Raw genomic sequence first — 19162 nt, 5'->3', positions numbered from 1 at the left:
GCGACACGGCTCTCCTTCAGCAACGTCCGTGCCAGCGGGGTATGCGAGTTATCATTTTGAAATTAAACGATAAAATTCTCTTCAATCGAAGCCGTCGCCGGTTTGCCGAATAATGGCCGCCGGCGGCGTCCGGAAATCCGAACGCGGTCGCGGCCCGGCCGCGTTCGGCCCGCCGGACGGCCGGCCCGGCCAGGGACGGAAATCCGTCGATGCGCGCCGGGGCGGGGGCTGGGGAAACGTTGTGGCGCGGCCTTTTGCACGTCGGCGGCGGGCTGGCACGCGGCTTGCTGATCCTGATCCGTCGTTTGCGGCTGGAGCGCCCCTTCCCGGGCCGCCGGCTCCGGTCCCGCGGCCGATCCGTCGCCTGATGCCTCGGAGCCGCCGCGCGTTTTCGCGAAGGAAGACCAGAGTGAGCGAGACAGTCCATCTGACCATCGATGGCCGCGAGATCGCGGCCGACCCGACGGTCTCCATCCTCCAGGCCTATGCCCAAAGCGGCGCCGAACTGACGGCGAACGTGGGCTGCATGGGCCAGGGCGTGTGCGGCTCCTGCCGCTGCATGGTGCGCAAGGACGGCGAACGGCAGGTCTCGACCCTGCTCGCCTGCGAGACCCGCGTGGAACCCGGCATGCAGGTCAGCTTCATCGACTATTTCCTGCCGGCGCACGTGCACCATTATGATCTCAAGGACCTTCATGACAGCTGGGGGATGCTCGACCAGATCCGCGCCGTCTTCCCCGAGGCCGAGCATTGCCGCCATTGCAGCGGCTGCGATCGGGCCTGCCCTAAGGGGCTTCCGGTGCAGAGCGGCGTGGCCTTCTCGGTCGCCGGCGACATCGCCGCCGCCGCCGCCGTCTTCGACCAGTGCGTCATGTGCAATCTGTGCACGCTGGCCTGCCCCGAGAATATCCGCCCCAATCACCTCGGCCTGTTCGTGCGGCGCTCCGTGGCGGCCCTCACGCTCCGCCCGATCGACCTCATGCGCCGCCTGCGCGAGGTCGCCAGCGGCGAGATGAGCGTCAACGTCACCCTGCCCAGGGTGGAGACCGCGACCGCCGCCCCCCGCCTCGCCGCGCCGGCCCAGGACAGGTGACACCATGACCTCGATGATTTCCCATGCGCAGGCGCTCCAGGCGCTGCGTCCCGGCGCGGACGCGCCGATGCGGGCCGACGGGCTCGCGGTCAACGACCTGCTGGAGCGCTTCCACCCGGACTACGGCGCCAAGGCCCGCGTGTCGCTGCGGATCGGCGCCAATGCCGGCGCGCCCTGCCATCCGGCGCTGGCCGGGCTGCTGGAAAGCAACGCGCTGATCGACGATCTCGATCTCGCCGGCGCCGAGCCGCTCGCCACCGACGTGCTGGTGATCGGCGGCGGCGGCGCGGGCGCGGCGGCGGCGGTCACGGCGGCGATGCGCGGCGCGCGCGTCATCATCGCCACCAAGCTGCGCATCGGCGACAGCAACACGGTGATGGCCGAGGGCGGCATCCAGGCCGCCGTCGGCGCCGACGACAGCCTGCAACGGCATTATGAGGACACTCTGCGCGGCGGCCACAACGAGGGCGACCGCGCCCTCATCGCCCAGATGGTGTCCGACGCGCCGGAGGTGATCCGCTGGCTGATCGACCTCGGCATGGCCTTCGACCTCGCCGAGGACAAGGCGCTCGGCTCCACCCTGCTGCGCAAGAAGGCGGGCGGCACCACCGCGTCGCGCATCCTGTGCCACCGCGACTTCACCGGCCTGGAGATGATGCGCGTGCTGCGCGAGGCGGTGGAATTGCAGCGCGGCATCGAGCAGCTCAACCGCTGCCCGGCGGTGGAACTGCTGTCCCATGACGACGGCAGCTGCGCCGGGGCGATCCTGTACGATCTGGAGCGGCGCAGCTTCGTGCTGGTGCGCGCCAGGGCGGTGGTCCTCGCCACCGGCGGCAGCGGCCGCCTGCACCTGCAGGGCTTTCCCACCTCCAACCATTACGGCGCCACCGCCGACGGGCTGGTGCTGGCCTATCGGCTGGGCGCGCGCATGTGCGACCTGGATTCCTTCCAGTATCACCCCACCGGCGTCGCCCATCCCCGGCACCTGGCGGGCGGGCTGATCTCCGAATCCGCCCGCTCCGCGGGTGCGCACTTGCTCAACGGTCTCGGCGAGCGCTTTGTCGACGAGCTGAAGCCGCGCGACGTGGTGGCCGCCGCCATCCTCCGCGAATGCGCGGAGGGGCGCGGCATCGCGCGCGACGGGCAGACCGGGGTGTTCCTCGACGCGCGCGCCCTGGTGGCGGCGGACCCGGACATCCTGGAGACCCGCCTCGTCTCGCTCGGCCATCTCGCCGCCAAGTGCGGCCTCGATCCGCGCCAAGAGCCGTTCCTGGTCTATCCCACGCTGCACTACCAGAACGGCGGGGTGATGATCGACGGCGACGGCGCCACCTCGGTGCCGGGCCTGCTCTGCGCCGGCGAGGTCTCCGGCGGCATCCATGGCCGCAACCGCCTGATGGGCAATGCGCTGCTGGACATCATCAGCTTCGGCCGGCGGGCCGGCACGCGGGCGGCCGAGAGCCTCGGCCAGCGCCAGGCCGGGCGCGGCGGCATCAACCATGTCCACCGCTGGCGGCGGGCGCTGGCGCAGGCCGAGCTTCCCGCTGACGTGCGCGCGCCGCTGCTCTATCCCAGCTACGGCAATTTCCACCTGCGCCGGACGGCGGCGGCATGAGCCTGCTGACCCGCGCGCTCCGCTGGCGGCCGCTGAAGGTCGACCAGCCGCACCGGGCGGGACCGCCGGTCCTGCGCCGGTTGCCCTTGCCGCATCCCACCCTCAAGGGCGCGGCGCGCCGGCCACCGGCCGGGGCGCCCATTGCCGATGAGGCCCACAGAAGGGGAGAGACATGAACACGCTCAACCAGGTTCTGCTGAACCCCGCCTTCCAGCTGGGGGCGGACCTCGACGGCTGGCGCGCGGCCGGCGGCGGGCAGGGGCTCGACGCGGCCCTCGCCGACCCCGGCGCCATCATCGCCACACTGGAGGCCGCCGACCTGCGCGGCATGGGCGGGGCGGGCTTTCCCACCCACCGCAAGTGGGCGGCCGCCGCGGCCGCGCCGGCGCCGGACGGCGACAAGTATGTGGTCTGCAACGGCAATGAGGACGAGCCGGGCACCTTCAAGGATCGCCACCTGCTGCGCTGGACGCCGCACCAGGTGATCGAGGGCGCGCTGATCGCGGCGGTGGCGATCCGCGCCAACCGCGTCGTGCTCTACATCAATCCCCACCAGGCGGAGGGCCGTGCGCAGATGCGCCGCGCCGCCCAGCAATGGGCCGGCACGGAAGCCGTGCGCCGGATCGAGCGCCTGATCGGCAAGCCGCTGGAGATCGCCGTGGTGGCGACCTCCGGGCGCTATATCGGCGGCGAGGAGACGGCGGTCATCTCCAGCCTGGAGGGCGGCTTCCCGTTTCCCCGCCGCAAGCCGCCGTTCCCGGCGGAGAGCGGCTGCCACGGCGCGCCGACGCTGATCAACAACACCGAGACCCTGGCCAACGTGCCGCATATCCTGCACCACGGCGCGGCGTGGTATCGCGGCCTCGGCGTCGGCGACGCGGCGGGCACCAAGCTCTATTCGCTCTCCGGCGACGTGCTGCTGCCCGGCCTCTACGAACTGCCCATGGGCACGTCGCTGCATGACCTGATCTTCGTCCATGGCGGCGGGATGCTGGAGGGCAAGGCGTTCAAGGGCGTGTTCACCGGCGGCCCGTCCAACACCCTGCTGACGGCGCGCGATCTGGACGTGGCGCTGGACTTCGATTCCGTGCGGCTGCGCCGCTCGCGCCTCGGCACAGGGGCGATGATCGTCATCTCCGAGGGCACCAGCATCGTGCGCAAGGTGGCGGAATATATCGAGTTCTTCGCCAACGGCTCATGCGGGCAGTGCCCCTCGTGCAAGGCCGGCACCTTCCAGATGGCCCGGCTGCTGGACCGCGTGGACAGCGGCCGCGCCGGCCCCGGCGACATCGCCGCGCTGCGCAACCTCTGTCGCATCCTGCCCGGCAGCGGCCGGTGCGGGCTGATCGACGGCGCGGTGACCGTGGTGGAGAGCTCGCTGCACACCTTCCCGGCCGAATATGGCGTCGCGGAGCCGGCGCCCGCCGAAACCGCCTGACATCCCGCCCTTCGCCGGACCCATCGCAGCGGAGCCTCCCCGGAGGCTCCGCTTTTTTGTGTCCGCACGGCGGGAGGGGAGGTGGCCGCCCGCACGCACCTCTTCAAGCGCGAAGGGCTGCGCCCCGGGGAGAGGCGCAGCCCTTCAGGGCGGATCGGGGGCCCGATGACCGGCACGGCATCGCTGCGCGGGGATCCGCGCAAGGCCCGCATGCGACCCGCCCGTGGCGCGGGACCGGCCGCGCGGCCGGTGGCCGGCGGTGCGGCGGCCCTGTCCGCATGGACGGAGAGGGCAGGGGAGGGGCGGTGGGGCGCTTCGGCCGCGGGCCGCGGGCGCTCCGGCCGGAACGCGCTCCGGCCCGGTGGCGGAAGGTCGTCACCGGGCCGGGACGTCGTGTCATGCGTCGCGGGTGGAAGGCTTCGGCGGAGCGGCGGGAGCGCTGAGCGATCCCGCCGCTCCGTCCCCGGCTCCGGGGCGGCGGCCCGCCAGGGGGAAGGGCCGCGCTCCGGGGAGGCCGGGGCGCAGCCCTTTGGCGGGGGCAGGTGGGGAGGTGTGCCGCCGCCCCGGGGCCGGTGTCAGAAGACGTTGACCAGCACGATGGTCAGCACCGCCATGACCAGGCGGGAGACCGCGTAGCCGATGGTGTAGCCGAGTGCCGGCACCTTGCTGCGGCCGGCATCCTGCAAGGCCCCGAGCGCCGCCGTGGTGGACCGCGCGCCGGCGCAGGCGCCGAGCATGATCGCCGGGTTGAACTTGAACACGTAGTGGCCGAGGAACAGGCCGACGAACAGCGGCACCATGGTCACCACCGTGCCGGCGAGGAACAGGGTGAGGCCGTAGGTCTGGAGGCCGGACACGAAGCCCGGGGCGGCGTTGAGGCCGATCACCGCGATGAAGCCGTTGAGGCCCACGTTGGTGAACACCCACAGCGCCGGGCCGGGGATGCGGCCGAAGGTGCGCTTGGTGGAGCGCAGGTAGCCGCAGAAGATGCCGGCGACGATGGCGCCGACCGAGGTGCCGAAGCTCAGCGGGATGCCGGCCACGTGCACGGTGATGGCCCCGAGCAGGCTGCCGATCACGATGCCGAAGCCCATGAACGCCATGTCGGAGTTTTCCAGCGGCCGGTCCGCGTAGCCCAGCTCCTTGGCGATCTTCGCCACGTCCTGCTTGGCGCCGAGGATGGTCAGCACGTCGCCGCGCTGGATGGTGATCTCGCTGTTGAGCGGCATCACCAGGTCCGAGCGGACGAACTGGGTGAGGAACACGCCGCGCCCGGGCTTGCCGAACAGGGTCTTGAGGATCTCGCCCAGGGTCTTGTTCACATAGGCGCGGTTGGTCACCACGAGGTCGAGCAGCTCGGTGGAGAAGTCCAGCAGCGGCACGTCCTTGATCTCGACGCCGAAGCGGTCCTGATAGGTCAGCAGCGCGCTGAGCCCGCCGGAGAAGGCGACGATCTCGTTCTCATGGATCACCGTGGCGTCGTTGCAATCGATGATCTCGCTGCCGCAGCGCACGCGGCGGACGAAGATCTCGTGGTTGAACAGCCGCTCGATATCCTTGACCGTCTTGCCGAACAGCTCCGGATTGGTGACGCGGAACGCGCGGGCCGAGAACTCGCGATAGGCGGTGGGGCCGGTGCTGAGGCCGTTGCCATGGGCCTTCTCATAGGCTTCGCACTCTTCGGCGAGGTCGAACTTCAGCATCTTGGGGGCGAGGGTCGCGAGGATCCAGGCCGAGCCAGCCGTGCCGAACGGATAGGTCACCGCATAGGCCACCGGCATCAGCGACAGCGCCATCTTGAGCTGCTGCGGGTCGAGGCCCGACTGCGAGATCAGGTCGGTGGCGACGCCGAGCACGGTGGAGTTGGTGTAGCCGCCCGAGAGCAGGCCGGCGGTGAGCGCCGCGTCATAGCCCAGCAGCTTGCCGAGGACGATGGCGGTGATGAGGCCGGAGATGCACACCAGGATGGCGAACACCACTTGCGGCAGGCCATCGCTGCGCAGGGCGCGGACGAACTGCGGGCCGACCGCGTAACCCACGGCGAACAGGAACATCGCGAAGAAGGTCGATTGCAGCACGGCCGGCAGCGAGATGTGGACCTGGCCGATCAGCAGCCCGGCGAGCAGCGTGCTCGTGACGGTGCCGAGGCTGAAATTTCCAAGCTTGAGATTGCCGATCCAGAACCCGACCGCGATCGTGAGATAGATCGCGATCTCCGGGTACTTCTGGATGGTTGCGACGACGGAGTGCATGACACGTCTCCAGTGAACATCGGCAGCCGGGCCGGCACGAGCCGGCCCGGCCGCTTCAGGACTTGCGAACCCTCAGCGGGTTCCGGGGGTGTGAGGGAAAGCGTTCAGTACTGGGGCTTGTAGAGCTGCCCCTCGATCCAGGCGCGGATGTCGCGGGGACGCTCCACCTGGGCGAGACCGGCATCGAACATGTATTCGGCGATGCGGGTCGCGGTGGTGACTTCCGTCTCCAGGATCTGGTCCTGGCTGGGATAGAGCATGCCCTTGGCGCAGAGCGCGGGGCCGACCTGGTCCGCCGTGGCGTGGGCCGCCACGATGAAGCATTCGTCGGTCAGGCGCTTGGGACGCGCCACGTAGGTGGCAAGGCCGATCGCCGGGTAGATGTAGAAGTTGTTGGCCTGGCCCGGACGATAGGTCTTGCCCTCGAACTCCACGTCGTCGAACTGGACGCCGGCGGCGAACAGGGCCTTGCCCTTGGACCAGGTGTAGGCCTGCTCCGCGGTGCATTCCGCCTTGGTCGTCGGGTTGGACAGGGCGAAGATGACCGGCCGCTCATTGAGGCGGCTCATGGCCTCGATGACCTGCTGGTTGAACGCGCCCGGCTTGGTGCTCACGCCGATCAGGACGGTCGGCTTGAAGTCGTTGACGACCTTGAGGAAGTCCTTCGTGGCCCCGGCCTTGTGGGCATAGACCTTCTGGGCGTCCGTGAGGTCGGTGCGCGAGGATTCGATCAGGCCGTTGACGTCGAACAGCGAGACGCGGGCGCGGGCTTCGGCCTCGGTCAGGCCCTTGGTCACCATCTCGGCGACGATGAGCTTGGAGATGCCGATGCCGGCCGAGCCGGCGCCGAGGAACAGCACGCGCTGGTCGGTGAGCTTGCCGCCGGTGATGTTCATGGCGGCGGCGATGCCGGCGAGCGCCACGCTGGCGGTGCCCTGGATGTCGTCGTTATAGGTGAGGATGCGGTCCTTGTAGCGGTCGAGCATGCGGATCGCGTCCGTGCCCTTCCAGTCCTCGAAATGCACGCAGCAGTTCGGGAACACGTCCTGCACCGCGGTGATGAATTCCTCGGTCAGTTCGTCCAGCTCGGCCTCGGCCAGCGGGGGCTCGCGGGTGCCGAGGTAGAACGGGTCGGCGCGCAGGCTCTCGTTGGTGGTGCCGATGTCGAACAGCACCGGCAGCAGGCAGTCGGGCGGCACGGCGGCGCAGGCCGTATAGAGCTGGAGCTTGCCGATCGGGATGCCCATGCCGTTGGCGCCGATGTCGCCCAGGCCGAGGATGCGGCCGCCGGTGGACACGCAGATGAAGCGCACGTCCTTCTGCGGCCAGTTGCGCAGCACTTCGGCGATCCGGCCCTTCATGTGCCGGGTGATGTACATGCCGCGGGCGCGGCGATACATGTTGCCGAAGGTCAGGCAGGCATCCGCGACGGTGGGATCATACAAGATCGGGATGAAGCGCTTCGGGTCGGACATGATCGTCTTGTAGAAGACGGTCTCGTTCCGGTCCTCGAGGCCGATGAGATAGATGTAGCGCTCGAGGTCGTCCATCTTGCCGTCCAGATGAGCGAGCACGCGCTCAACCTGACGGTCCAGGGATTCCACGGCGTGGGGCAGCAGCCCTTCGAGGCCCAGCGCCTTGCGCTCGTCGCGGCTGAAGGCGGTGCCCTTGTTGTGGTTCGGTTCGTGCAGCAGGTCCATGCCGACGGAAGCCGGGTGGAAGGGCGCCTTGGTGCTTTCGACGTGCTTGAGCTGAGAAGCCATTTTCATCTCCGCCATACTCTGTGCGTTGTGGAGGGGCAGCGCTGGCCGAGGATCGATCCAGGCTGGCCTCGCAGACAGATTGGCAAGCGGCGTGCCAAGCTCGGAAAATCCGATAATTAGTTGATAATAAATGATAATTTTTACAGCGCCGGGGATATGGGGCGGCGGATCCTCCGGCTTTCCGTCGATTGCCCGGGATGGGTGATCGGGAAACCGAACGGGCGCCCGTTGGGCCCCTCCGCCGGGCCCTTGGCGGCGTCCGCCGGGCCGGCGGGAGGGGGCGTGCGGGCGGCTTCGCGGCAGGTTTCGGCGGCCGGCGCGGGGGCGCGGGCGGCACATGATGCCGCACCCCGAATACGGCACCGCGATCGCTGCATGGCGCGGTCGTGTGGCCAGCCGGGGGCATGAGAAGCGGGGGATGGGGCAGGGGATGCGGGGCCGCGATCCGGCGGCGCGGGACGGCGTTGCCGCGGGACGCGCCGGGGCGGTGCCCCGGCGGTCAGGTCCGTAAGGTCAGGTCGATCGGGTCAGGTTCGCGCGCTCAGCGGCGCGACAGCGCGTCCAGGTCGACGATGCCGCGGTCGATTTGCGCGACGGAGGTGACGCCGGTCAGCGTCATGGCGACGCGCATCTCCTTGGCGAAGATGTCGAGCAAATTCTCCACCCCGGCCCGGCCCTCGGCGGCGAGGGCGAAGACGGCGGCGCGGCCGAGCAGCACGCCCTTGGCGCCCAGCGCCAGCATGCGCACCACGTCGAGCCCCGAGCGCACGCCGGAATCCACCAGCACGGTCATGTCGTTGCCCACCGCGTCGGCGATGCCGGGCAGCGCTCGCGTGGTGGAGGACACGCCGTCGAGCTGGCGCCCGCCGTGGTTGGAGACCACGATGCCGTCGGCGCCGAAGCGCACCGCGTCGCGCGCGTCATCGGGGTCCAGGATGCCCTTGATGACCATGGGCCCCTTCCAGAACTCGCGGATCCACTCCAAGTCCTTCCAGCTGATGGACGGATCGAAATTGTTGCCCAGCCAGCCGACGTAATCCTCAAGCCCGGTGGCCTTGCCGAGATAGGCCGAGACGTTGCCGAGATCATGCGGGCGGCCCATCACCCCGACGTCCAGCGCCCAGGCGGGATGGGTCGCGGCCTGCCAGATGCGGCGCTGGGCGGCATAGGGGCCGGACATGCCGGAATGGGCATCGCGATAGCGCGAGCCGGGCACCGGCATGTCCACGGTGAACACCAGGGTCTTGCAGCCGGTGGCCTGGGCGCGCTCCAGCACGTTGCGCATGAAGCCGCGGTCCTTCAGCACATAGAGCTGGAACCAGAGCGGACGCGGGCAGGCGGGGGCCACTTCCTCCAGGGCGCAGACCGAGACGGTGGACAGGCAGAAGGGTACGCCCTTGGCGGCCGCGCCGCGCGCCGCCTGCACCTCGCCGCGCCGGGCATACATGCCGGTGAGCCCCACCGGGCTCAGCACCACGGGCATGGCCATCTTCTCGCCGAACAGCTGCGTCTCCAGGCTCAGCTCGGCGACGTTGCGCAGCACCCGCTGCTTGAGGGCGACGGCGGAGAGGTCGGAGACGTTGGCCCGCATGGTCTGCTCGGCATTGGCGCCGCCGTCGATATAATCGAACAGGAAGCGCGGCAGCTTGCGCCGGGCGGCCTCGCGATAGTCGGAGGCGGACGAAACGATCATGGGACTCTCCGGGGGCGACCCGTGCGGTCGCGCTGGCAGGTTCGGGTGGGTGAGACCGTGCGGCGTGCATCTACAAGGAGCCGGCGCCTGAAGGCGAGCGAAATCCAGCCGGGCCAAGCCGACCGTTCCGCGCCGCCCGCCGGCGGGGCGCCGTTGGGGAAGCGTGCGGGGCCATCTTCCATGTCCCTGCCGGATTAGCCCATCCGCCGCCCGCTGGCATCAAGGGGAATTGACGCATGGCAGCGATGCACGGGGACGGCGCACGGGGACGACCCATGGGGCACCCCCTGGCGGCGCCCCTTGGAGGCGCCCCTTGGCGGCGCGGTTTCGCCGCCTTAACAGCCCGCTACTACCCGGCTTGTGACCCCGCCATCCTATAATCCGGCCATGAGTGGAGCGGGAGGAGCGATGCGACAGGCACGGGCGCTGCTTGCGGGTGGCGTTTGGTTTCTTCTGGCGGCGGGGCCGGCTCTGGCGCAGATGGCGCTGCCGGCCGCCAAGGCGCCCTCGGGCGAGGATCTGTTCAAGCGCCAGTGCGCCACCTGCCACGGCACCAGCGCGGCGGACCCGCCGCGGCAGGGGCCGACGCTGGCCGGCATCTTCGGCCGCAAGGTGGGCGCGGCGGACGGTTTCCGCTATTCGGCGGGCTTCGCCGCGGCGGACTGGGCCTGGGACGAGGCGCACCTCGACCCCTGGCTCGCCAATCCGCAGGCGGTGATCCCCGGCGCGGCGATGCCCTATCGCCAGTCCAACCCGGCGGTTCGCGCCGCCCTTATCGGTTATCTCAAGGAGCTTCAGTAATGGCCAAGCCCGTCCATGTCATGCTGCGCGTTCTCGACGAGGCGCGCGCACGGGCCTTCTACGAGACCGCCTTCGGCCTGACGCTGGCCGACAGGTTCGACTTCGGCAGCTTCGCGCTTCTCTACCTGCGCGGCGAGGAGAGCCCGTTCGAGGTTGAGCTGACCGTCAATTACGAGCGCACCGAGCCTTATGTGCTGGGCGATGGCTATGGCCATGTGGCGGTGACGGTGGCCTCGGTGGAGGCCGAGCATGCGCGGCTGGAAGCGGCGGGCCTCGCACCCGGCCCGATCCGCGATTTCCAGCATGAGGGCCGCACGCTGGCGCGCTTCTTCTTCATCTCCGACCCGGACGGCTACCGCACCGAGGTGATCGAGCGCGGCGGCCGCTACGTCTGATTTCGGATCCGAACACGCGACCCGGGCAAAAGATCCGGGCGCACAAAACGCCAAGCACAAGAATCCGCCAAGGGAGGCGCACCATGAGAGAAGTCGATCCCCGCAGCCGCTACAGCCGCCGCTTCGTGCTGAAGGCGGCGGCCGTCTCCGTGCCCGTCGCCGCCGTCGCCGGCACGGCGATCAGCGAAGCCTGGGCGGAGGGCGGCGCGTTGCAGCCCGCCACCCTGAAGACCCTGGTGAAGGCGGCGCGGGACATCTATCCGCACGACTTCCTTGCCGACACCTATTACATCGCCGCCGTCACGCCCTGGAACGAGAAGGCGGCTGCCGACCCCGCCGTCAAGGCGCTGCTGGAGGACGGGGTGAAGCGGCTCGACGCGGCGGCGCAGGCGGCCCACGGCAAGCCCTATGCGCAGGTGGCCTGGGAGGCGGACCGCGTGGTCCTGCTGCGCGGCATCGAGGACACGCCGTTCTTCCGCAAGCTGCGCGGCGACCTCGTGGTGGCGCTCTACAACCAGAAGGAGCTGTGGCCGAAGTTCGGCTACGAGGGCGCCTCCGCGGAGAAGGGCGGCTACATCCACCGCGGCTTCGACGACATCGACTGGCTCCCCAAGGCGTAAGCCGGGACGACGCATAGAGCGCGATCCGGGCAGATCGCATCGATCTGCCCGGTGAGGCGCCCACCAGTTCCAGGAAGGAGAACGCGCGATCCGGTCCGCTTGCGATGCAAGCCGACCGGCGCGCGCTCCAAGCGCACAAGAAGAACGCGACAGCCGGGAGGCACCCAATGGCACAATTCGATCAGAACGACGACGGGGTCGTCGTCATCATCGGTTCCGGCGCGGGCGGCGGCACGCTCGGCAACGAGCTTGCCCAGAAGGGCGTGAAGGTGGTGATCCTGGAGGCCGGGCCGCGCAACGAGATCCAGGATTTCGTCAATGACGAATGGGAGAGCTTCGCCCAGCTCGCCTGGACCGACATGCGCGTCGCCTCCGGCTCCTGGCGGGTGGCGAAGGATTTCCCCAATTTGCCGGCCTGGATCGTCAAGTCGGTGGGCGGCTCCACCGTGCATTGGGCGGGCGCCTCGCTCCGCTTTGATGAGCACGAGTTCAAGGTCGCCTCCGCCTATGGCGGCATCAAGGGCGCGAACCTGCTCGACTGGCCGATCACCAAGGCCGACCTCGATCCCTGGTACGCCAAGGCCGAGGACAAGATGGGGGTGACGCGCACCAACGGCATCCCCGGCCTGCCGGGCAATAACAACGAGAAGGTGATGGAAGCTGGCGCCCGCAAGCTCGGCTATAAGGACTTCTCCACCGGGCGCATGGCCATCAACAGCCAGCCGCGCGACGACCGCGGCTCCTGCCAACAGATCGGCTTCTGCTTCCAGGGCTGCAAGTCGGGCGCCAAATGGTCGACGCTCTACACCGAGATCCCCAAGGGCGAGGCCACCGGCAACCTGGAGGTGCGCCCCAACAGCCACGTGGCGCGGATCGAGCACGACGCCGGCGGCAAGGTGACGGGCGTGGTCTATTTCGACGAGGCGGGGAAGACCCAGCGCCAGAAGGCGCGCGTGGTGGCGGTGGCGGGCAATTCCATCGAGAGCCCGCGCCTGCTGCTCAACAGCGCCTCGAACCTGTTCCCGGACGGCCTCGCCAATTCCTCAGGGCAGGTGGGCAAGAACTACATGCGCCACGTCACCGGCTCGGTCTATGCGGCCTTCGACAAGTCGGTCCACATGTATCGGGGCACCACCATGGCCGGCATCGTGCGCGACGAGGCGCGCAACGATCCCGCGCGCGGCTTCGTCGGCGGCTATGAGATGGAGACCATCTCGCTGGGGCTGCCGTTCATGGCCGCCTTCCTCAATCCCGGCGCCTGGGGCCGGCCCTTCACCGCGGCCATGGAGAATTACCCGCGCATGGCCGGTATGTGGCTGGTGGGCGAGGACATGCCGCAGGAAACCAACCGCATCACGCTCGACAAGGAGGGCAAGGACAAGTTCGGCCTGCCGGTGGCGAACGTGCATTATGACGACCATCCCAACGACGTCGCCATGCGCACCCACGCCTACAAGCAGGGCACCGCGCTCTACGAGGCGGTGGGGGCGATCCAGACCTATCCGACCACGCCCTATCCCAGCACGCACAATCTCGGCACCAACCGGATGAGCGAGAAGCCGCGCGACGGCGTGGTCAATGCGTTCGGCCAGGCGCACGACATCAAGAACCTGTTCGTCTCCGACGGCAGCCAGTTCACCACCAGCGCCGCCTGCAACCCGACGCTCACCATCGTCGCCTTGGCCATCCGCCAGGCCGACCATATCGCCGGACGCATGAGCCGCAGGGAGATCTGAACCGGGCAGGCGCGGCTCCGGGCCGCGCCGTTGCTCCCCGGCGGATGCTATTCGGCGGCGACCAGATGGCCCGTGGTGCTGGTCGCCGGCTCATTGACCTTGCGGGAGACATAGAGCAGGCAGGAGCAGCGCAGCAGCGAGGCGAGGTTCTGCACTTCGCCGTGGCAGAGCAGCACCTCGTCGTGCAGCGTGGTGATGAATTTCGCCACGCTGGTGCCCTCGCTGGCGGCGATGTCGTCCAGTATTCTCCAGAAGGTGTTCTCCAGCCGCACCGAGGTGATGTGGCCGCCGATGCGGATCGAGCGGGTGACCGACTCGTAGTTTTCCTGGGGTTGCTGCGCGAATATATGGCACATGGCGTCCTCCCGATATTCGGCTTTTTAGAGAGGCTAAAACAAACGCCCGCAGCGAACAACCGCGCCGCTTCCCGCGCCGCGTCGAGGGGGCGGGCTCGGCCTATGCCTTGAGCGCGGTGGAGAGCGCCTCGATGAACAGGCGAACCTTCGGCGGGACGAGCCGGCGGGTGGGATAGACCGCCCAGATCGCCAGGGGCTCGGGCTCCGCGTCGGCGAGCGTGATCGGCTCCAGCAGTCCGCGGGCGATCTCCTCGCGCACGTTCCAGGCGGAGAGGTCGGCGATGCCCAGCCCGCCGATGCAGGCCTGGTGGATCGCCTCGATGGAGCTGGCGGTATAGCGCCCGTCCGCCTTCACCCGCGCCTTGCGGCCTTCGGTCTCGAATATCCAGTGGCTGCGGGTCGGCGTGGTCAGGCACTGGTGGCGGCCGAGGTCGGCCAGGGTGCGCGGGCGGCCATGCCGTTCCAGATAGGCGGGGGAGGCCACCAGCAGGCATGGATTGTCGGCCAGCCGCCGGGCCACGAGAGTGCTGTCGGGCAGGGTGGCGATGCGGATGGCGAGGTCGATGCCTTCCGCCACCATGTCGATCACTGTGTCCACCACCATCAGGTCCACCCGCACCTGAGGGTTGGCGGCCATGAAGTCCAGCAGCACCGGATTGGCGATCTTGCGGCCGAAGGCGGCCGAGCAGCTCAGCCGCAGCAGGCCGGAGGCGCCGTGGGAGCTGGGGCGGACGCTGGCCAGAGCGGCGTCCTTCTCCTCCAGCAGCGCCTGGGCATGAGGCAGGAAGACCTGTCCGTCGTCGGTCAGGGCCAGCGCCCGCGTGGTGCGGTGGACCAGACGCACGCCCAGTTCCTGCTCCAGTCCGGCCAGCGCCCGGCTCGCGGCCATGGGCGCGATGCGCAGCCGCCGGGCTGCAGCCGCGAGGCTGCCGGCGGACGCGGTTTCCACGAGGACGGCAAGCGCCAGAAAATCCATTATATCAAGCTAAGATATAATCGCGTAACGCGGAAGGTCGCTGGATCAACACGCGATGTCGAATATGTTTGCTGCAACGCAAGAGGCCGGGCCGGGCAGGACCGCCCGCCGGCCTTCGGCATCGTCGCTTCGCGGGCATCGCGCGTGCCCAGGGACCTTTCTCATGACCATCGGAACCACAATGCAGAGCAGCGCGGCAGGCACCGGACGTGGCCAGCTCCTGATCTATGCCATGGCCGCCGCCGCCGGGATCGCGGTGGCCAACATCTATTACAACCAGCCCATGCTGGCGGTGATGGAGGCGGACATGCCCGGCCCGATCACCGCCATCGTGCCCACCGCCACCCAGCTCGGCTACGCGCTCGGCCTGTTCGTGCTGGTGCCGCTGGGGGATTTGGTGGAGCGTCGACGGCTCATCGTCGTCCAGTTCGGCCTGCTGGCCCTCGCCCTGATGCTGGCCGCCGTCGCGCCCTCGCCGCTGCTGGTGTTGGCGGCCTCGCTGGTGGTGGGCCTCACGGCCACCGTGGCGCAGCAGATCCTGCCTTATGCCGCCCATCTCTCGGCCCCCGAGCGGCGCGGCGCGACGGTGGGCACGGTGCTCGCCGGCATCCTCACCGGCATCCTGCTCAGCCGCACGCTGGCGGGCTTCGTCGCCACCCATTGGGGCTGGCGCGCCATGTTCTGGCTCAGCGTGCCCATGGCGCTCGCCGCCGGCGGCCTGATGGCGGCGGCGCTGCCGCGCAGCCGGCAGGACACCAGCCTGACCTATGGCCGGCTGATGGCCTCGATCCTGAAGCTGTGGGGTGAATTGCCCGAGCTGCGGCGGGCGACCGTGACGCAGAGCCTGCTGTTCGCGGCCTTCTCCAGCTTCTGGACCATCCTCGCCTTCCGCCTGCAGGAGCCGCGCTTCGGCCTCGGCGCGGATGTGGCGGGGCTGTTCGGCATCGTCGGCGCGGTCGGCATCCTCGCCGCGCCGCTGGCGGGCCGTTTCGCCGACCGGCACGGCCCGGCGCGGGTGGTGGTGTTCGGCGCGGCGGTGACGCTGGTGTCGTTCGCGATCTTCGGCCTGTGGACATCCATGGCCGGGCTGGTGGTGGGCGTCATCCTGATGGATTTCGGCATGCAGAGCGCGCTGGTCTCCAACCAGCACATCGTGTTCGCCCTGCGGCCGGAGGCCCGCTCGCGGCTCAACACGCTGTTCGTCGGCTCGCTGTTCCTCGGCGGCGCCCTGGGTTCGGCCGGCGCCACGCTGGCCTGGACCCTCGGCGGCTGGGGCGCGGTGGCCGGCTTCGGCACGGCGCTGACCGGCGCGGCGACCCTGCTGCAACTGCTCAAGGGGCGGCGCCGGGGCGGCTGACACGGTTGATCCGGCGGACCGCGCCTCCCGCAAGGCCTTGAAGCCGGTCCCGGCGTCTGCCGGAACCGGCCCGCATGGGGCGGCTCAGGCGGCCGGGGGCGTCGCCGGCGGGGTGGCGGCGCCGGCCAGGGCGTTGCGCAGGGCCTGCTCCTTGGTCTGGTCGAGCGAGGTCTTCAGCACCACGCCACCGAAGCCCTTGATGTCCTCCAGCACCTTGTCCGCGGTCATCGTCTTGATGAGCACGAACAGGGCGGCATTGCCGGGCGAGATGGAGGAGGCGACGTCCTTCATGAAGGCATCGTTGATGCCGAAGTCGGACAGCGCGCCGGCGATGGCGCCCGAAGCGGCGCCGATGGCCGCGCCGACCACGGGCATGAGGAAGATGGTGCCCACCAGCAAGCCCCAGAAGCTGCCGCCGAGCGCGCCCGCGCCGGTGGTGTTGACCATCTGGTTGAGCTTGATCTGACCGTCTTCGGTCTTCACGGCGATCACCGCATCCTCAAGGGCGATGACATATTCCTTCTGCAGCGCGAGAAGGTTCTGGCGGACCTCCTCGGCCTTCTGTTCGGACGGATAGACGATGACGACGAGATCGGACATGGGAGTCTCCAGCGTAAGCAGTGCGTGCCGGGAGCAGCACGCGCCAGAAGCAGTACGAGCCAAGTCTTGGCACGCCCGGCCGATGGCAGTGTGACATGAACCGGCGGAGGCAGGCAGCCCGCCGTCGCGCCTTCGCCGCGCGCGGGCGAGCCGCCGTATGCGCCCGTGACCCGGGGGCTGTCTGGTATCCGACCTCCCGATACCGCCGTCAAGGGGCGGCGAAGGCGCTTTCCACCCGCGTGCGGCCGCACTAGTCTACCGATTCTGGAACCCGGCAGGAAACTGGCCGGCGCGGGAGCGGGAGTGCGAGGCGTGTCGGACAAGAATGACAATGGGACCGCGCCGGACGGCGCCCCCCGGCAGTATGCCGATGGCCATCCGCTGGATGAGATCCATTACATCGAAGCCAAGATCATCCTGCATGGCGAGCGCTTCACCAGCGTGCAGAGCTTCTTCGACTTCGGCAAGATCATGCGCAAGGTGGCCAAGGAGTGCGGCGTCGATTTCGACACCACCGAGGCGGAAGGCCTGCGCCCGCAGATCCGCGAGGTGCTGTTCCTCGATACGAAGGACTTCAAGCTCTACAACAACGCCTTCATCCTGCGGCGCCGGATCAATTACGAGGACGGCTTCCCGGTCGGCGACCCGGAGATGGTGTTCAAGTTCCGTCATCCCGACCTTGAGACGGCGACCCTGCTCGACGTGCGGCCCAGCATCAACGGGCAGTACCGCATCAAGTTCAAGGAGGAGGTGCTGCCGCTCAAGGACCGCCTGGGCGGGCAGCGGGCGCTCTATTCGCACAATGTCGAGTTCAAGTACCATCCGACCAACCTGATGGAGGACCCGAGTTCGGCCAGCTATCTGTGCCGGATCTTCCCGGCCCTGGTTCCGGTGTTCGCGAACTCCAAGGAGCATGTGCAACTGGTCAACCGGACGGCGGTGGAGGAGGTGCTCCAGCAGCTGGGCACGCTCGATTTCGGCAAGGGCGTGCTGGCCGCGAGCAATGTCTCGGTATGGCGCACGCGCGGTGACCAGCATTCGCTGGTGGCGGAATTCTCCTACCAGATGCGCATGGAGCGCCGGGCGGATGTCAGCGCCAAGGCGATCCAGCGCAGCACCGAGTTCTTCAGCGCTCTCCAGCATGCCGCGCAGGACTGGGTGTCGCTCGGCACGACCAAGACCGGCGCGGTGTACCGGCTGAAGGGCAGCCCGCCCCAAAGCCATGAGTGACGTCTCCGCGCCAGCCTGCGAGCCCGAGGGCACCGCGAGCCTGCCGCCGCCGAGCGTGCTGGGCATCTTTCTGGTGTTCCTGTCCATCGGCGCCACCAGCTTCGGCGGCGGCGTGGTGGCCTATCTGCGCTCCAGCCTCGTCGGCCGGCAGCGCTGGGTGGATGACGAGACCTTCCTGGAGCTGCTGTCCATCTGCCAGTCGCTGCCAGGCCTCAATGCGTCCAACATGGCGATCCTCGTGGGCGATCGCCTGCGCGGCACGGCCGGGGCGGCGGCGGCGCTGGTCGGCATCTGCCTGCCCGGCGGGCTGATGATGGTGGTGGCGGCCATCGCCTATGGCGCCACCCATTCCCGCGGCAATGTGGTGGACGGCATGCTGCACGGCGTGTCCGCCGCGGCGGTGGGCATGGTGCTGGCGGTCTCCGTCCAGCTCGGCCTCAAGACGCTGACGCGCTATGCGGATCTGGTGTTCGTGGCGCTGACGATCATCGGCGTCGAGGTGCTGAAGCAGTCGGTGCTGGTGGTGCTGGCGGTGGTCGGCGCCATGGCGATCTTCTGGTACCGGCCCGGCGGCGCGCCCCACAAGGGCGACCTGTTCGCCGGCCTGCTGCCGGCCAAGGCGCCCCGCCCCCCGCAGGGGCCGCAGTCTTCCGACGACGGCAAGGGCGGCGGCCCGGGAGGAGCGGCATGAACCAGCTCCTGCCGCTGATCGCCGTCTTCTCCTATCTCTCCCTGCTCACCGTGGGCGGCGGCATGGCCGCCTTTCCGGAGCTGAAATACCTGACGGTGGACGTCCACCATTGGGTCACCTTCTCCCAACTCATCCATCTCTACAGCATCGGGCAGATGGCGCCCGGTCCGAACATGATGATGATCGCCGCCGTCGGCCAATGGGTGGCGGGGCCGCTGGGCGCGCTGGTGGTGACGCTGGCCTTCTTCCTGCCCACCGGGCTGCTCACCCTGCTGGTCGGCCGGCTCTGGGTGCGCCTTGCCGACTGGCCGTGGCGGGCCTCGATCCAGCGCGGCCTCGGCCCGGTGTCCATCGGCCTGCTGCTGGCGGGCGTCATCAGCATCGGCAAGGGGGCCATCACCGGCTGGGAGACCTTCGCGCTCAGCGCCGCCGTGTTCGGGGTGCTGATCGTCACGCGCACAAATCCGCTGCCGCTGATCGCCCTCGCCGCGGTGGTGGGCGCCTACGCCTTCCGCTGAAGCGCGGCGGCGCGGCCGACATTGCATT

Annotated in this window: 17 protein-coding genes; 11 read left to right on the top strand and 6 right to left on the bottom strand. The window is 69.2% G+C overall.

Going from position 1 to position 19162, the window contains the following annotated elements; all coding sequences use genetic code 11:
- The first annotated feature begins 409 nt into the window (after positions 1–409).
- The 3 genes from YU1_RS30455 (at position 410) to YU1_RS0120640 (ending at position 4146) form a co-directional block, all read left to right on the top strand.
- The gene (locus YU1_RS30455; protein WP_051357090.1) at positions 410–1093 is read left to right on the top strand and encodes a 4Fe-4S dicluster domain-containing protein; all 684 of its coding nucleotides are present in this window, start codon (positions 410–412) and stop codon (positions 1091–1093) included.
- Between the two features lie 4 nt (positions 1094–1097).
- The gene (locus tag YU1_RS0120645; RefSeq protein WP_029005703.1) at positions 1098–2708 is read left to right on the top strand and encodes an FAD-binding protein; all 1611 of its coding nucleotides are present in this window, start codon (positions 1098–1100) and stop codon (positions 2706–2708) included.
- Between the two features lie 172 nt (positions 2709–2880).
- On the top strand, positions 2881–4146 hold the full coding sequence (locus YU1_RS0120640) for a complex I 51 kDa subunit family protein (protein WP_029005702.1): 1266 nt from the start codon (positions 2881–2883) through the stop codon (positions 4144–4146).
- Between the two features lie 575 nt (positions 4147–4721).
- On the opposite strand, the gene aspT is transcribed toward YU1_RS0120640, so the two are convergent.
- From aspT to lldD, 3 genes are all read right to left on the bottom strand, one after another.
- Positions 4722–6398 (bottom strand): aspartate-alanine antiporter, encoded by a 1677-nt coding sequence (gene aspT / locus YU1_RS0120635; RefSeq protein WP_029005701.1) that lies wholly within the window; start codon positions 6396–6398, stop codon positions 4722–4724.
- Between the two features lie 104 nt (positions 6399–6502).
- Positions 6503–8161 (bottom strand): NAD-dependent malic enzyme, encoded by a 1659-nt coding sequence (locus YU1_RS0120630; protein WP_198018997.1) that lies wholly within the window; start codon positions 8159–8161, stop codon positions 6503–6505.
- Positions 8162–8702: 541 nt separating this feature from the next.
- On the bottom strand, positions 8703–9854 hold the full coding sequence (gene lldD / locus YU1_RS0120625) for an FMN-dependent L-lactate dehydrogenase LldD (protein ID WP_029005699.1): 1152 nt from the start codon (positions 9852–9854) through the stop codon (positions 8703–8705).
- Positions 9855–10262: 408 nt separating this feature from the next.
- Here lldD and YU1_RS0120620 point away from each other — a divergent pair, with 408 nt between their 5' ends.
- The 4 genes from YU1_RS0120620 (at position 10263) to YU1_RS0120605 (ending at position 13406) form a co-directional block, all read left to right on the top strand.
- Positions 10263–10655, top strand: coding sequence for a c-type cytochrome (locus YU1_RS0120620; RefSeq protein ID WP_245263394.1), 393 nt, complete (start codon positions 10263–10265; stop codon positions 10653–10655).
- Entirely contained in the window at positions 10655–11050 is a 396-nt protein-coding gene (locus YU1_RS0120615) for a VOC family protein (protein WP_029005697.1), read from the top strand. Before YU1_RS0120620 ends, YU1_RS0120615 begins: the two co-directional genes overlap by 1 nt.
- A gap of 83 nt (positions 11051–11133) precedes the next feature.
- Positions 11134–11670 carry a gluconate 2-dehydrogenase subunit 3 family protein gene (locus YU1_RS0120610; protein ID WP_029005696.1) on the top strand — a complete coding sequence of 179 codons (537 nt, stop codon included), beginning with the start codon at positions 11134–11136 and terminating at the stop codon, positions 11668–11670.
- A gap of 167 nt (positions 11671–11837) precedes the next feature.
- Complete coding sequence (locus YU1_RS0120605; protein WP_029005695.1) at positions 11838–13406, top strand: GMC family oxidoreductase; 1569 nt, start codon at positions 11838–11840, stop codon at positions 13404–13406.
- Between the two features lie 47 nt (positions 13407–13453).
- On the opposite strand, the gene YU1_RS0120600 is transcribed toward YU1_RS0120605, so the two are convergent.
- A complete protein-coding gene (locus YU1_RS0120600) occupies positions 13454–13762 on the bottom strand; it encodes a ribbon-helix-helix domain-containing protein (RefSeq protein WP_029005694.1) in 309 nt (102 codons plus the stop codon).
- Positions 13763–13862: 100 nt separating this feature from the next.
- Entirely contained in the window at positions 13863–14738 is an 876-nt protein-coding gene (locus tag YU1_RS0120595) for a LysR family transcriptional regulator (protein WP_029005693.1), read from the bottom strand.
- A gap of 163 nt (positions 14739–14901) precedes the next feature.
- Between YU1_RS0120595 and YU1_RS0120590 the strand changes: the two genes are divergently transcribed.
- Positions 14902–16095, top strand: a complete 1194-nt coding sequence (locus YU1_RS0120590; protein WP_029005692.1) for an MFS transporter — start codon at positions 14902–14904, stop codon at positions 16093–16095.
- An 84-nt stretch (positions 16096–16179) separates the two neighbouring features.
- On the opposite strand, the gene YU1_RS0120585 is transcribed toward YU1_RS0120590, so the two are convergent.
- Positions 16180–16695, bottom strand: coding sequence for a DUF1269 domain-containing protein (locus tag YU1_RS0120585; protein ID WP_029005691.1), 516 nt, complete (start codon positions 16693–16695; stop codon positions 16180–16182).
- Positions 16696–17007: 312 nt separating this feature from the next.
- On the opposite strand from YU1_RS0120585, the gene YU1_RS0120580 reads away from it, so the two are divergent.
- Genes YU1_RS0120580 through YU1_RS0120570 form a run of 3 tightly spaced genes read left to right on the top strand, consistent with a single transcriptional unit; the run spans position 17008 to position 19134 of the window.
- On the top strand, positions 17008–17925 hold the full coding sequence (locus tag YU1_RS0120580) for a hypothetical protein (protein ID WP_051357086.1): 918 nt from the start codon (positions 17008–17010) through the stop codon (positions 17923–17925).
- Positions 17918–18616 (top strand): chromate transporter, encoded by a 699-nt coding sequence (locus YU1_RS30450; protein ID WP_084540005.1) that lies wholly within the window; start codon positions 17918–17920, stop codon positions 18614–18616. Before YU1_RS0120580 ends, YU1_RS30450 begins: the two co-directional genes overlap by 8 nt.
- Positions 18613–19134 carry a chromate transporter gene (locus tag YU1_RS0120570; RefSeq protein ID WP_029005689.1) on the top strand — a complete coding sequence of 174 codons (522 nt, stop codon included), beginning with the start codon at positions 18613–18615 and terminating at the stop codon, positions 19132–19134. Before YU1_RS30450 ends, YU1_RS0120570 begins: the two co-directional genes overlap by 4 nt.
- The last annotated feature ends 28 nt before the right edge of the window (positions 19135–19162 follow it).

Source organism: Azorhizobium doebereinerae UFLA1-100, assembly GCF_000473085.1.
GTDB lineage: Bacteria > Pseudomonadota > Alphaproteobacteria > Rhizobiales > Xanthobacteraceae > Azorhizobium > Azorhizobium doebereinerae.
Note: the sequence above shows the minus strand (reverse complement) of the source record. Positions and strands in the feature narration are given on the sequence as shown.